Annotated in this window: 11 protein-coding genes; 7 read left to right on the top strand and 4 right to left on the bottom strand. The window is 72.8% G+C overall.

Annotated elements, in window-relative coordinates; all coding sequences use genetic code 11:
• Positions 1–21: 21 nt before the first annotated feature.
• Together ACH4FH_RS34675 and ACH4FH_RS34670 are read right to left on the bottom strand one after the other, a co-directional pair.
• Positions 22–918, bottom strand: a complete 897-nt coding sequence (locus ACH4FH_RS34675; RefSeq protein ID WP_398559933.1) for an oxygenase MpaB family protein — start codon at positions 916–918, stop codon at positions 22–24.
• 444 nt (positions 919–1,362) lie between these two features.
• On the bottom strand, positions 1,363–1,779 hold the full coding sequence (locus ACH4FH_RS34670) for a hypothetical protein (protein ID WP_398559932.1): 417 nt from the start codon (positions 1,777–1,779) through the stop codon (positions 1,363–1,365).
• A gap of 89 nt (positions 1,780–1,868) precedes the next feature.
• Between ACH4FH_RS34670 and ACH4FH_RS34665 the strand changes: the two genes are divergently transcribed.
• Positions 1,869–2,651, top strand: coding sequence for a hypothetical protein (locus ACH4FH_RS34665; RefSeq protein ID WP_398559931.1), 783 nt, complete (start codon positions 1,869–1,871; stop codon positions 2,649–2,651).
• 132 nt (positions 2,652–2,783) lie between these two features.
• Complete coding sequence (locus ACH4FH_RS34660; RefSeq protein ID WP_398559930.1) at positions 2,784–4,190, top strand: tannase/feruloyl esterase family alpha/beta hydrolase; 1,407 nt, start codon at positions 2,784–2,786, stop codon at positions 4,188–4,190.
• Between the two features lie 113 nt (positions 4,191–4,303).
• Here the strand turns inward: ACH4FH_RS34660 and ACH4FH_RS34655 are convergent, their stop codons facing one another.
• On the bottom strand, positions 4,304–4,486 hold the full coding sequence (locus ACH4FH_RS34655; RefSeq protein ID WP_363154676.1) for a hypothetical protein: 183 nt from the start codon (positions 4,484–4,486) through the stop codon (positions 4,304–4,306).
• Between the two features lie 148 nt (positions 4,487–4,634).
• Here ACH4FH_RS34655 and ACH4FH_RS34650 point away from each other — a divergent pair, with 148 nt between their 5' ends.
• Both ACH4FH_RS34650 and ACH4FH_RS34645 read left to right on the top strand, forming a co-directional pair.
• Positions 4,635–7,628, top strand: coding sequence for a DEAD/DEAH box helicase (locus tag ACH4FH_RS34650; protein ID WP_398559929.1), 2,994 nt, complete (start codon positions 4,635–4,637; stop codon positions 7,626–7,628).
• Positions 7,625–8,968 (top strand): SWF or SNF family helicase, encoded by a 1,344-nt coding sequence (locus tag ACH4FH_RS34645; protein ID WP_398559928.1) that lies wholly within the window; start codon positions 7,625–7,627, stop codon positions 8,966–8,968. Before ACH4FH_RS34650 ends, ACH4FH_RS34645 begins: the two co-directional genes overlap by 4 nt.
• A 29-nt stretch (positions 8,969–8,997) precedes the next feature.
• On the opposite strand, the gene ACH4FH_RS34640 is transcribed toward ACH4FH_RS34645, so the two are convergent.
• On the bottom strand, positions 8,998–9,921 hold the full coding sequence (locus ACH4FH_RS34640) for a LysR family transcriptional regulator (protein WP_398559992.1): 924 nt from the start codon (positions 9,919–9,921) through the stop codon (positions 8,998–9,000).
• Positions 9,922–10,083: 162 nt separating this feature from the next.
• Here ACH4FH_RS34640 and ACH4FH_RS34635 point away from each other — a divergent pair, with 162 nt between their 5' ends.
• The 3 genes from ACH4FH_RS34635 to ACH4FH_RS34625 all read left to right on the top strand — a co-directional run bounded on the left by ACH4FH_RS34635 (position 10,084) and on the right by ACH4FH_RS34625 (position 12,984).
• Complete coding sequence (locus ACH4FH_RS34635; protein WP_398559927.1) at positions 10,084–10,233, top strand: putative leader peptide; 150 nt, start codon at positions 10,084–10,086, stop codon at positions 10,231–10,233.
• Between the two features lie 335 nt (positions 10,234–10,568).
• Positions 10,569–11,714 carry a dimethylsulfone monooxygenase SfnG gene (gene sfnG / locus ACH4FH_RS34630; protein WP_398559926.1) on the top strand — a complete coding sequence of 382 codons (1,146 nt, stop codon included), beginning with the start codon at positions 10,569–10,571 and terminating at the stop codon, positions 11,712–11,714.
• 52 nt (positions 11,715–11,766) lie between these two features.
• On the top strand, positions 11,767–12,984 hold the full coding sequence (locus tag ACH4FH_RS34625) for an acyl-CoA dehydrogenase family protein (protein WP_398559925.1): 1,218 nt from the start codon (positions 11,767–11,769) through the stop codon (positions 12,982–12,984).
• Positions 12,985–13,087 lie beyond the last annotated feature (103 nt).

Genomic DNA, 13,087 nt, shown 5'->3' with positions numbered 1-13,087 from the left:
ACAGGGCCTGGCAACGCAACCTCAGGACTCCATGGTGCCCTCCACATGCGGGACGGGGCAGCCGCCCGTCCGGTGCGGTGTGGGGAACGTCCCCAGGTCGGCGACGCGGAAGCCGTCGGGGTAACCCTTGATCTCGGGGTTCTGGCGGGCGTAGTGGGGGGAGCGCCGGGGCGGGAGCAGGCGCACAGCCTTGGCCCGCAGTTTCAGGGCGCCGCGTACCGCCGCCCGAACCGCCGGTTTGGGGTGTTCGTAGCGGAAGACGTCCAGGAGGGTGTCGTCCAGAAGGGCCATGCTGCCCTTCTTCACCAGGGGGGCGAGCGGGCCGTACCAGCCCGCCATGAGGTTCAGGGTGGCGTCCGAGACGCGCCGGGCTCCCTCGTCCCAGCCGAAGTGGGCCTCTTCGTAGTCGTCCAGGCAGCGCGCGAAGTCCTGGTGGGTCTCGGGGATCTCGGTGATGCCCATGTGGCGGCCGAGGGTGCGGTAGTAGGCCGCGATGGCACGCTTCTCGTGCTCGCTCAGGCGACGCCAGCCGTACTGGTCGATCCAGCGGGTGGGCACCACCACGAAGGTGCACAGGACGTAGCGCATGTCGTCGTTGCTGATGTCGTAGCCGCGGTGCATCTGGTTGATGCGGCGGATCGCCGTCCGGCCCTCCGTGCCGTCGAAGCCGTGCTCGACTACGGCGTCCAGGAGGAGGGCGGTGTCGTCGTAGCGCTTTTGCGTACGGCCCGTCAGCTCGGCGGTTTCCGCTAGCAGGCGGCCGATGCTGGGCACGGCGTAGGTGCGGTAGAGCGCCAGTTCCAGGGCCCTGGTCATGTCCCAGGGGAATTCGTGGGTCGCGGTGATGCGGTAGATCCGCAGGAAGTCGCGCTCGGGGTCGAGCCGCCGGATCTCTCCGAGTAAGTCGTAGCGCCGCACCGGGCATCGGTCCCTTCGTTCGCCGAAGTTCCAACTCTAGGCGGCACGGGCACACTTCACCGACGACGACGGGCGCCAGATCAGGAGTCGACATGGCCGGATCCTTGCGCGGGATCCCCGGGCTCCTGCCGTGGTGTCGGACGGTCCCCGGGCGAGGGCGGTGACGGCCCCGCGCGGAGGGCGGCAGCCCGGTTGTCGCCGGAGGCGCCGGCGTTCGGCGTTCGGCGTGCACGAGCCGGCCTGCCGCGCGGTGATCGCGCCGGCGCGGGAGCCCCGGCAGTCGCCGGACACGGTCGCCCATGAGCTGCTGGGTCTGCCCGTTTCCGACCCGGGCGGCGGTGGGCGACAGGTGGGGGCAGGCCCGTCAGGCCGGACCGCACGGCTCCCGGCCGGCCGGCTCGTCGGGGGCTCCGGGAAGCCGGAAGCCGGTAAGGCAGCCGGATGTCAGCTCTTCCGCCGCCTGACGTTCCGGGCCCGTCGTGCAGGGTCCGGTGCGTTCGCGCCGTAGCGGTCGGTGAGCGTGGGGTCCGCCACGGCCAGGGCCTCCTTGACGGGCATGCCGGTGCGTTCGGCGAGTGCCAGCCGCTCCTTCACCTCTCGCGGGGTCCGGGGGCGGAAGCCCGGTCCCGTGCCGCAGCAGCCGCCGTGGAAGGTCAGCCCGGCGCGCAGTACGGCGTCGAGCGCGCGCCAACCGGCCTCGTCACCGCGCCTGGGCACGGCGAGGTCCGCGCCGGCGTCGATCAGGGGGCGGCGGCAGCGCGGACAGGGGCTGTCGCCCGGTGCCTGGGCGCCCGCGGTCCTCTTGACGGCGGTCCGGCATTCGAGGCAGACGAAGTGCATCCGGCGGCTGTAGAAACACATGAGCGCAGCGTAGAGCTGGTGACAAGGTCATGCCGAGCCAATTAAGGTGCGCCGACATACTCCGGATGGATCGGATGGGAGGCCCCCGCGTGCCCGCGACCGAGAGCGCCGACAACGATCAGTTGCTCGTGCTGACGGCGGTGCTGCTGACGCCCGCGCAGTTCCCGAGTGTGCTCGGGGACGATTACCCCGAAGTGTGCGCGGACCTCGGCCTGGAGCCGTACGAAGAGGGGTACGGGCTGGTCCTCGGGCAGGACGGCGGCGGGGCTCGCTGGACGGTGGTGACGGAGGACGTGTCGCTGGTGGCCTGCGCGATCGCGGCGTGGGACTGCGGTATGGAGTACGACCTCTCGCCCGGGGAGAACAGCATCGTCGGGGCGCTTCCGGGCTGGCCGGTCTCCCTCGCCGTGTCGGCGCCGGGGGTGCCGCAGCCACACGACCCGGAGCCGCAGGACGGCGATCCGGCGCCGCTCGTGCCACCGGACGGGGAGGAATGGGGGCCTGCTCAACGGCGGCTCGGCGCGGACGAGATCGCCCTGCAGTGGGCGGCGTGGCGCGAGCAGGTGGACGGTGAGGTGGCTTTCGCGGAGCCGGGCGAGGAGCAGCACACGGGGGTGCGGCGGGTGTTGGCGGAGGCGCGGCGGTATGTGAGCGAGCCGCCGCCGCCCGGCCGGGTACGGTCGTCGTTCGCGGCGGGCGAGGCCCGTACGCTGCGCGTCGACGGCCCCGGCTGGAGCATGGTCGCGCGCACCGATGACATCGCGTTCGTGTTGCTGGACGAGGAGCCGGGTGAGGTGCATCCGGTGGGGCGAGGCCCCGAACTGCCCGGTTTGCTGTCCTCGTTGGACAAACTGGCGGTTCGTCCCGTCTGAGTCGCCGGCGCATCGGCGGGCGCACATGTCGGCGGGCCGAGCGGTGTGGGGCGGGTCCATGGCGGGTGGTGCGCCGGCCGCGCACCATGGGGCGCCGCGGCCGCCTCGGGCCGCCCGCTTCTGGAGGCCGGAATGCGCCTGGCGTACGCCCGTTCGCGACGCACCGCTGTCGTGTGTGCCGCGTCCCTGCTCGTGCTGGCCTCACTCGGAGCGGCGCGGCCGGCGCCCGCGCCCGCCCGCTCGTGTGGAGCGGGCGCTCCGGCAGCGGGCGTCGCCCTGCCGGGGACGCCGGTACCGGGCGCCGAGCGGCAGCAGGCGGTGTGCCTGCCCGATCTGACGACCACCGCGCTGGCCGGCACGCCGTATACGGACACCGCCGACCAGGCCGGGCTGGCGGCACGAGGGACCCGGCTTCCCAGTGGGGTGCCCGGAGTCCAGGTGGACGGCTACTTCCCCGACAGTTCCACCTTCAACGCCACGCACGGCTGGCGGCACGACGCCCAGTTCGTGATCCGTCTGCCGGAGCGCTGGAACGGCGGGCTCGTGGTCACGGGCGCGCCCGGCACGCGCAAGCAGTACGCCACCGACGCGCTGATCTCCGACCGGGTGCTGGCCGCAGGCTTCGCCTACGCCGCGACGGACAAGGGCAACAGCGGCGCGGACTTCTACCGCGACGGGCGACGGCCCGGCGATGCCATCGCCGAGTGGAACCGCCGTACGACGCAGCTGACGCGTGCCGCGCAGCGGACCGTGGCGGGCTTCTACGGCAGCGCCCCGCGCCGGACGTACATGACGGGGATCTCCAACGGCGGCTACCTGACCCGCTGGCAGCTGGAGAACCACCCGGAGCTGTACGACGGCGGCGTCGACTGGGAGGGCGCCCTGTGGACCGCGGACGGACCGAGCCTGCTGACCTCTCTGCCGACGGCGGTGTCCTTCGGACAGGGGGAGGCCGGGGTGCGGGAGATGACCGCGGCGGGATTCGCGCCCGGGTCTCGGTTCCTGTGGCCGTACCACCAGCGCGCCTACTGGGGCGTGACGCAGAAGACCTACCGCGCCGAGTTGGATCCCGGCTACGACCCGACCTGCCCAGGGCCTTCGGCCGGTTCCACGGTGGAGGAGATCTTGGCGGCGTGCGCCGCGGACGGGGCGTACGACTACGCGAGCCGTCCCGCGGCCGTGCACCGCGCGGTCGAGCGGATCGCGCTGACGGGACGCATCGGGCGGCCGTTGATCACGCTGCACGGCGATCTGGACGCCCTGCTGCCGATCGCGACGGACTCCGATGTCTATGACCGGATGGTTGCGGGGCAGCGGAGACAGAGCCTGCACCGCTACTACACCGTGGCGGGCGGCACGCACGCCGACGGCCTCTACGACAGCCATCCCGACCGGCTCCGGCCGATCCTGCCCTGCTATCGGGCAGCGTTCGACGCCCTGACGGCCTGGGTGGAGCGCGGGGTCCTGCCTCCCGCGGACCATACGATCGGGCGCCCCGCCTCGGGGGACGTCGTACATTCCTGCCGCGTCGATTCCTGACCGATGGAGCCGAGGAGCCGGTCACCCGCCGGGGACGGCGGGCGCGGCACCCCTCGGGCACGGGCCACCGCAGCCGGCCCTGGGGCCCCCGTATCCGGCGGGGGCCCCGTCGTTCAACGGCCGATCTGCTTGCGGCTGACGCGGCGCAGCCGCCGCCGCTGAGAGGAGTCGAGGGTCAGATACGCGACGGCCGGGACTCCGACCATGACCAGTACGGCCGCCCAGAACGGCAGCAGCCACAGCAGGATCACTCCCACCGCGACGCCCCCGATCGCGACCTTCGCCTGTGTGGACATCCTTCACGCCCCTTCCGCGGCGCCTGCCGCGCTCTGTGTATCCCATTGAACGCCGTTTTCGCGCCGGGGGTTCCCTGAACGGCCCGAGCGTGCTGTACCCTCGGGCGCTTCAGAGGTCAGTAGTCAAACTTGAGGAGTCCTCGGCCCCGTGGCATCACTCCCCGCGGTCACCCCCGCTCACGTCTCCGAGCTCTCCCGCTGCGCGGCGGTCTTCCTGCCGTCGGATCCGCCACGAGCCGGGCGGGTGGCGTTCTGGCGCCCGGACGGCGAGCCCGTCGTCGGCGCCGGCGGATCGTCCACGCCCGACAGGCCCGCCACGGACCTGCCGGACCTGGACGATCTGCCGGGTGTGGACGATCTGCCCGTCGCCCTGCCGGACGAGGACGGCGAGATCGCGGTCTTCGCCGTCCCCGCCGTGGTGCTGCCGGTCGCCGCCGCGGTGCCCGTCCTCACCAGGTCCCGGGCCGCTCGCGGCGCCGATCCCGCCGCGGCGTTCTGGGGTGCCGCAGCCGTGCTGGCCCTGCAGCTCGCCGCCCGGGGCCGGCTGCTGCCGGGCGTCAGCCCCGCGGACCACGACGCATGGCGGCTCGGCCCGCTCGATCCCGCCGACATCGAGCGGCTGCGCGACCTGGCCGCCGCGATGCCGCCGTACGCTCATGCCACGCCGCTCCCGGACACCGACCCGGTCGTGCTGCCCGAGCCCGAGCGTCATCTACGGGCGTTCCTCGACGCCGTGGCCGACGGGTTGCCCCGGTCCCCGGCCGCGGCGCTGGCCACCGGCGCCCCGGCCTTCGCGGCGCAGCCCCCGCAGCGCGTCCCCGAGCAGCGCGCCTGGGCCGCGGACGTCGCCGCGGGCCACGACGCGGGCGTACGGATCTCGCTGCGGGTGGAGGTGCACGGAACGGAACACGCTTCCGGCAGCCCCGGCGTACACCCCGAGGGCCTCGGCGTCGACGATGCCGGCAATGCCGACGGCGTCAGCTTCAGCGCCGTCCTCCAATTGCACAGCCTCACCGACCCGGCACTGGTCGCCGATGCCGCCGCGGTCTGGGCCGGGGACTCGGCGGCGGCCCGGGCGTTCGGTCCGCGGGCGCGGATGGACACCCTGCGTACGCTGCGCAGGGCGGCCGACGCCTGGGCGCCGCTCACCCCGTTGCTCTCCGCCGCGGTGCCCGACGCGCTGGAGCTCGACGACGAGGAGATCGCCGAGCTGCTCGGTCCGGCCGCGCGGGCGCTGGCCGCCACGGGCGTGCGGGTGCACTGGCCCAAGGAGCTGGCGCGCAAGCTGACCGGCCGTGCTGTCGTGGGTCCACCGGACCCGCTCGATCCGCGGGACTCCCGGCTGCCTTCCCTCCTGTCGGCCGATGCGCTGCTCTCCTTCAGCTGGCGGTTCGCGGTGGACGGCCAGGAGGTCGACAAGGCGGAACTGGACCGGCTCGCCGAGGCCGGCCGGCCCCTGGTGCGGCTGCACGACCAGTGGGTGCTGATCGACCCGGAGGCGGTACGCGCCGCCCGGGAACGCCAGGACCGCAAGATCACACCGCTCGACGCGCTCGGCGCCGCACTGACCGGCACCGCGGAGGGCGACGACGGCCGGCCGGTGGAGGTGACGGCCTCCGGCTGGCTCGCCCGGCTGCGCGACCGGCTCGCCGACCCTGACCGGGCGGACACCGAGCCGCTGCGCCAACCCGCCGCCCTGACCGCGACGTTGCGCGACTACCAGCTGCGCGGACTCGGCTGGCTGCACCGGATGACCTCACTGGGGCTCGGCTGCTGTCTCGCCGACGACATGGGCCTGGGCAAGACGATCACTCTCATCTCACTGCATCTGCACCGGCAGACCGATCAGGACTCGGCCGGTCCCACGCTCGTCGTCTGCCCCACCTCCCTCATGGGCAACTGGCAGCGGGAGATCGAGAAGTTCGCACCCGGCACCCCGGTCCGCCGCTTCCACGCCGGGCGGCGCAGCCTTGCGGACCTGGCCGACGGTGAGTTCGTACTCACCACGTACGGCACGATGCGGCTGCACGCCGACAAGCTGGCGGAGGCCGGCTGGGGGCTGGTCGTCGCGGACGAGGCGCAGCACGTGAAGAATCCGTTCTCCGCGACCGCCAAGGCGCTGCGCACGATCCCGGCGATGGCCCGGGTGGCACTGACCGGCACCCCGGTGGAGAACAACCTGTCGGAGCTGTGGGCGATTTTGGACTGGACGACGCCGGGGCTGCTGGGGCCGCTCGGCCGGTTCCGTACCCGCTACGCACAGGCCATCGAGGGCGGGGCGGCGGCATCGGTCGAGGCCCGCACGGCCGCCGAGCAACTCACCCGGCTGGTACGGCCGTTCCTGCTGCGACGGCGCAAGTCCGATCCGGGGATCGCGCCGGAGCTGCCGCCCAAGACGGAGACCGATCGCGCGGTGGCGCTGACCAAGGAGCAGGCGGGGCTGTACGAAGCCGTGGTGCGCGAGGGGCTGAGTGACATCGCCGGGACGGACGGGTTCGCCCGCCGGGGGCTGGTGGTCAAGCTGCTCACCGCCCTGAAGCAGATCTGCAATCACCCCGCGCAGTACCTGAAGGAACTCGACTCCCAGGACGGTCCCCCGCGGATCGACGGGCGTTCGGGGAAGGTCGAGCTGCTCGACGAGCTGTTGGACACGCTTCTCGCCGAGGACGCGAGCGTCCTGGTGTTCACGCAGTACGTGCAGATGGCGCGGCTGCTGGAGGCACATCTGGCCGCGCGCGGCGTCCCCACCGCGTTCCTTCACGGCGGCACGCCGGTAGCCCGTCGCGAGGAGATGGTGCGGCAGTTCCAGGACGGGGCGGTGCCGGTGTTCCTGTTGTCGCTGAAGGCTGCGGGTACGGGGCTGAACCTCACCCGGGCCGCGCATGTCGTGCACTTCGACCGCTGGTGGAATCCGGCCGTCGAGGCGCAGGCGACCGACCGGGCGTACCGCATCGGGCAGACCCAGCCGGTGCAGGTGCACCGCATGATCACGGAGGGCACCGTCGAGGACCGGATCGCCGAAATGCTGTCCAGGAAGCAGCAGTTGGCCGACGCGGTGCTGGGCTCCGGCGAGGCCGCACTGACCGAACTCACCGACGCCGAGCTGGCGGACCTGGTCGCACTGCGAGGGAGCGAGCGATGAACACGCCCGACGACGACATGGCCCACCCCACCGCGCGGGACGCCACGCAGGGCTCGCCGGCGCGCTCCGAGGAAGGTGCCGGCCCCGAGCACACCTTCGCGGCCCTGCCGGTGGACCGCGGCCGGGCCTTCGCGCGCAGCTGGTGGGGGCTGGCCTGGCTCAAGGCCCTGGAGGACACCGCGCTGGACGGGGCGCAGCTCAAGCTGGGCCGCCGGCATGCGCGGGCCGGCGCGGTCGGCGCGGTGTCGGTGCGCCCGGGCCGGATCACCGCGGTCGTGCAGGACCGCGACGGCAGCCGGCACCGCGCCGACGTCCTGCTCCAGCAGCTGAGCGCGGCGGACTGGGACCAGTTGCTGGACCTGGTCGCGGACCGGGCCGGGCACATCGCCGCGCTGCTGCACCGGGACATGCCGCCGGTGCTCGTCGAGGACGCGGCCGCCGCCGGAATCGACCTGCTGCCGGGGATAGGCGACCTGGAGCCGGAGTGCAGCTGCGAGGCGTGGGATCACTGCGCGCATTCGGCCGCGCTCTGCTACCAGCTGGCGCGGCTGCTGGACCAGGATCCTTTCGTGCTGCTGCTGTTGCGCGGGCGCGGTGAGCGGGAGTTGCTGGATGACTTGCAGGCGCGCAGCGCGGCCCGAGCGCCGACGGCGGCGGGGGCGGAGGCCGCGGACCCGCACAGTGCGGGGGTGCCGGCCACCGAGGCGTACGCGGCCCGGGACATCCTTCCGCCATTGCCCGCTCCGCCCCCGCCCGTCGAGGTGCCGGGCCCCGCGCCGACGCTGGGCGGCGGCACACCGCCCGCGCCCGGAGTGGACGTCGCCACAATGGAGTTCCTGATCTCCGACGCCGCGGCGCGCGCCCGGCACCTGCTGGCGGACGCGCTCTCCACCTGGCACCCGGACACTCCGCCGACGCCCGAGCTGACGGTCTCCCAGGACGCGGTGCGGCTGGCCTCCGCGCGGCCCGACGGAGCCATATCGCGGCGGCTCGCGGCCGGTTCGGGGCGCGATGCGCGGAGTCTGGGGACGGCGGTACGGGCCTGGGAGGCGGGCGGCCCGGCCGGACTCGCCGTCCTGGAGGAGGACCGGTCCCCGGAGCCGGAGGCGCTGGCCCGTGCGACCGACAGCCTCGCTTCGGCCTGGCAGGAGGGCGACACTCGGCCGCGGCTGCGTGCCGCCCGCAACCGCTGGACCGTGGTCGGCGGCGATGCGCAGCTGCGCTACGGGCGGGACGGACGCTGGTGGCCGTTTCGCAAGGAGGGCGGCCAGTGGGCCCCGGCAGGGCCGCCCACCGACGATCCGGCGGGCGCACTCGCGGCGCTGTCGGCGGAGGACTGAGCGGACAGGCGGGGCGGCGGGGCGCCCCCTCAGTCCGCCCCGCCCTCCGTCGTCGCCCGGTGCGCGGCCGCTCGCCGTACGAAGATGTCGTGCAGGTCGCGGGCGGCCCGGGGAACCGAGCCTGAGCGGCGGCGCTGGATCACCAGGAGGACCTCGGTGCGGTCGGCCGCCAGCGGACGCCAGGTGATGGCGCCGCTGCGCTCCAGGGGATCGCCGACGATGCTGAAGTCGGGCAGGACGGTTGCGCCCAGGCCCTCGGCGACCATCAGCTTGCCCATCTCGGCGCCGTCGGTGGAGTACGAGAAGGTCGGCGCCCGGCCCTTGAGGAGCCGGTGGACGAAGCGGTGCATGACGTATCCGGCGCGCATCACGATCAGCGGCTGCTCCAGCAGATCGGCCACCCCCACCTCGGTCAGCTCCGCCAGGGGGCTGTCCGGTCGGAGGCACACCACCGGGCGGCCGCGCAGGAGTTCGGTGGTGTGGAAGTCCGGCGGGACGTCGTCGCCCCGCAGGTAGTTGACGAGTCCGAGGTCGAGGCTGCCCTCCAGCAGCGAGCGGTGGATCTCGGCCTGCTGGGCGCCGATCACCTCGGCCTGGGTCAGCGGATGATCGGCGTGGAATTCGCGGAGAGTGGGCACCAGGAGCGGCACGGTGGCGGCGTTGACGGTGCCCAGGCGCACCATGCGGCTGATGTGGTGCTGGTCGTCCGCGGCGCGGCGCAGCTTGTCGACCGCGTCGAGCACGCCCGTGATGTGCGGCAGCAACTCCCGGCCGTCATCGCTGATCTTCGCCCCGGAACGCTTGCGGTCGAGGAGGTCCACGCCCAGTTCGCGTTCCAGATTGCGGACGGTCTCGCTCAGTGCGGGCTGCGAGAGATGCAGTTCCTCGGCGGCCCGGCGCAGCGAGCCGAGGCGGGTGACGGCCGCGATGTATTCGAGTTGCTCGATTCGCACGGAATGCACACCCCCGACTCCGGCGGTGACCCCAATCCCATTCCCTTGATCACCGCTTGAAGGGAAACCCTATCACCACCTCACGGATGCCGTATCGACCCGTGGCGGACCGGCCGCTAAACTCGTCGAAGACGCGGCCGCCGTGATCGGAAATTGATCGGAATGCGGCCACGGGAACCGCCACCGAAGAGCCGGTGCGGCGAATTATTGCGAGGAGGTGACGCGTTCATGAACGAGCAACAGCAGCTCACCCAGCGGCGTCACATCGACCTCGTGCGGGTCTCCAGCTCGCTCTGTCCCCCGGTGCGCTGAGGAGCGATACCGCGACGGGCGTCCCGTTCGTGCGTACCCCCGGCGCCCTTGCGCCGCGCGGAAACCTGCCCTCCCGCGTGCCCGTACGGATCACGGGACGTGCCGGAAACGCCGAGAGGAAAGCGGCTTTCGAAAGTCGCGCCACCGGCAAGAGGGATTCCGCACCGCGAGGGCGCCCCGGTAAGCGGGTAATTCCTTTGGGCAGGCGCTCGCCGACGCTATCGCTCCGGGCTTGAAAGATCACCAGCAATTCCTCACTCGTTCCGCCTGCGCGCCTTCGGGCGACCGCCGGAACGCCATTCGCCATGCCTTCTTTCAGCACACCGGGAGTTCCGATGTCCGACCTGCCCGCCAACGGGCCCGCGCGCTTTGCGTATTGGGTGCCCAACGTCAGCGGCGGCCTGGTGACCAGCACCATCGAGCAGCGCACCGACTGGGGTTACGACTACAACCGCGAGCTGGCCGTGCTCGCCGAGAACAACGGCTTCGAGTACGCGCTGAGCCAGGTCCGCTACATGGCCAGCTACGGCGCGGAGTTCCAGCACGAGTCCACCAGCTTCAGCCTCGCCCTGCTGCTCGCCACCGAGCGGCTGAAGGTCATCGCGGCCGTGCATCCGGGGCTGTGGCACCCGGGTGTGCTGGCGAAGCTGGGGGCCACCGCCGATCAGCTCTCCGGCGGCCGGTTCGCGGTGAACGTGGTCAGCGGCTGGTTCAAGGGCGAGTTCACCGCGCTCGGGGAACCGTGGCTGGAGCACGACGAGCGCTACCGCCGCGCCGAGGAGTTCATCCGGGCGCTGCGCGCCGTGTGGACCGAGGACCACGCCGAACTGGCCGGGGACTTCTACCGGATCCGGGACTTCTCGCTGAAGCCGAAGCCGCTCAACTCCCCCGAGCGGCCCCACCCGGAGATCTTCCAGGGCGGCAACTCCACCGCGGCACGGTCGATGGCCGGCCGGGTCTCCGACTGGTACTTCAGCAACGGCAAGGATTTCGACGGCGTCACCGAGCAGATCAGGGACGTGCGCGCCTCGGCGGCGGCCGCGGGCCGGCCGGCGCCCGGCTTCGGGCTGAACGGCTTCCTCATCGCACGCGATACCGAGGCCGAGGCCCGCGAGGTGCTGCGGGAGATCGTCGCCAAGGCGGACACCGAGGCGGTGCACGGCTTCGGTGCAGCCGTGCAGCAGGCCGGGCAGTCCACGGCGGACGGCACCGGCATGTGGCAGGACTCCTCGTTCGAGGACCTCGTCCAGTACAACGACGGCTTCCGTACGGGCCTGATCGGCACCCCGGAGCAGATCGCCGAACGCATCGTCGCCTACAAGCGGCTCGGCGTGGATCTCTTCCTGCTCGGTTTCCTGCACTACCTGGAAGAGGTCGAGTACTTCGGCAAGCGTGTGCTGCCGCTGGTGCGCGAGTTGGAGGCGCAGGAGGCGGAGTCGGCGCCACCGGGCGACCCGGTTGCCGCTGCCGCCCGCGCCTGAGCGCCCCCGAGCGGGGCCACCTCATTCACGTTCACTCACTCAGGAGATTCCCATGAGCACCGTCGCACCGACCGAATGGCAGACCCGGCCCGCGCCCGACAGCCCGCAGGGCTGGGTCGAGCGGGCCGCCGAGGTGTCCGCCGTACTCGCCACCGACGCCGCCGCCCGTGACCACGCGGGCGCCACCCCGCACGCCGAGGTCCAACTGCTGAAGGATTCCGGACTGGTCACCCTGCTCGGCCCGGTCGAGCACGGGGGCGCGGGCCAGGACTGGCCGACCGCGTACCGGGTGATCCGCGAGGTCGCCAAGGCCGACGGGTCCATCGGCCAGCTGCTGGGCTACCACTACCTGTGGAACTGGGCGGCCCGGCTGGTCGGGACCCCGGAGCAGTGGCAGCAGGTGGAGGCCGAGGCCGCCCGCAACCAGTGGTTCTTCGGCGGGGCGGTCAACCCGCGGGACAACGACGTGGTGGTGCGGGACGAGGGCGAGCACCTCCTCTTCAGCGGCCGCAAGACGTTCTCCACCGGGAGCAGGGTCTCCGACGTCACCGTGCTGGAGGGCGTCCTGGAAGGCACCGACGACCATGTGTTCGCCATCGTCCCGTCGGACAGTGCGGGCCTGACCTTCCACGACGACTGGGACAACATCGGCCAGCGGCTGACCGAGAGCGGCAGCGTCACCCTGGACCAGGTGCGGGTCCCGTGGGCCGCGGCTGCCGGATACGTGGACAAGGCGTTCCGGCCGCGCGTCTACAACACCCTCAATGTGCCGACGATCCAGCTGGTCTTCGCGCACTTCTACCTCGGTATCGCCGCGGGTGCCCTGGAGACGGCCGCGACCTACACGCGCACCAAGGCGCGGTCGTGGCTGCACGGCGGCCACGAGCAGGCGGTGGACGAGCCGTACGTCATCGACACCTACGGCGATCTGACCGGCAAACTCTGGGCGGCCGAAGCGCTGGCCGACCGGGTCGCGGAGGAGGGGCAGCGGCTGCACGACGCCCCGGACGCGGTGACCGAGCAGGACCGCGGCGAGTTCGAGATCCGGGTGGCCGCGGTCAAGGCGCGTGCCACGGAGGTGGCGCTGGAGGTCACGAACCGGATCTTCGAGGTGACCGGGGCCCGGTCCACCGCGAGCGCCGAGGGCCTGGACCGCTTCTGGCGCAACGTCCGCACCCACACCCTGCACGACCCGGTGGCGTACAAGCGCCGCGAGGTCGGACGGTTCGTGCTCACCGGTGATCTGCCGGAACCCACCTGGTACTCCTGACCGGTTGCCCGCCGGGGGGGGGGGGGGGGCCCCCCCCCCCCCCCCCCCCCCCCCCCCCCCCCCCCCCCCCCCCCCCCCCCCACCCCCCCCCGGGGGGGGGGCC

The sequence above is a fragment of the Streptomyces sp. NPDC017993 genome (genome assembly GCF_044328065.1).
In the GTDB taxonomy this organism is placed as follows: domain Bacteria; phylum Actinomycetota; class Actinomycetes; order Streptomycetales; family Streptomycetaceae; genus Streptomyces.
Note: the sequence above shows the minus strand (reverse complement) of the source record. Positions and strands in the feature narration are given on the sequence as shown.

What these genes read in the sequence shown, in the direction of transcription:
- ACH4FH_RS34670 (WP_398559932.1), bottom strand. Translation starts at nt 1,779, where the DNA reads ATGTGTTTCTACAGCCGCCGGATGCACTTCGTCTGCCTCGAATGCCGG.
- ACH4FH_RS34660 (WP_398559930.1), top strand. Translation starts at nt 2,784, where the DNA reads ATGCGCCTGGCGTACGCCCGTTCGCGACGCACCGCTGTCGTGTGTGCC.
- ACH4FH_RS34645 (WP_398559928.1), top strand. Translation starts at nt 7,625, where the DNA reads ATGAACACGCCCGACGACGACATGGCCCACCCCACCGCGCGGGACGCC.
- ACH4FH_RS34635 (WP_398559927.1), top strand. Translation starts at nt 10,084, where the DNA reads ATGCGGCCACGGGAACCGCCACCGAAGAGCCGGTGCGGCGAATTATTG.
- ACH4FH_RS34655 (WP_363154676.1), bottom strand. Translation starts at nt 4,486, where the DNA reads ATGTCCACACAGGCGAAGGTCGCGATCGGGGGCGTCGCGGTGGGAGTG.
- ACH4FH_RS34625 (WP_398559925.1), top strand. Translation starts at nt 11,767, where the DNA reads ATGAGCACCGTCGCACCGACCGAATGGCAGACCCGGCCCGCGCCCGAC.
- sfnG (WP_398559926.1), top strand. Translation starts at nt 10,569, where the DNA reads ATGTCCGACCTGCCCGCCAACGGGCCCGCGCGCTTTGCGTATTGGGTG.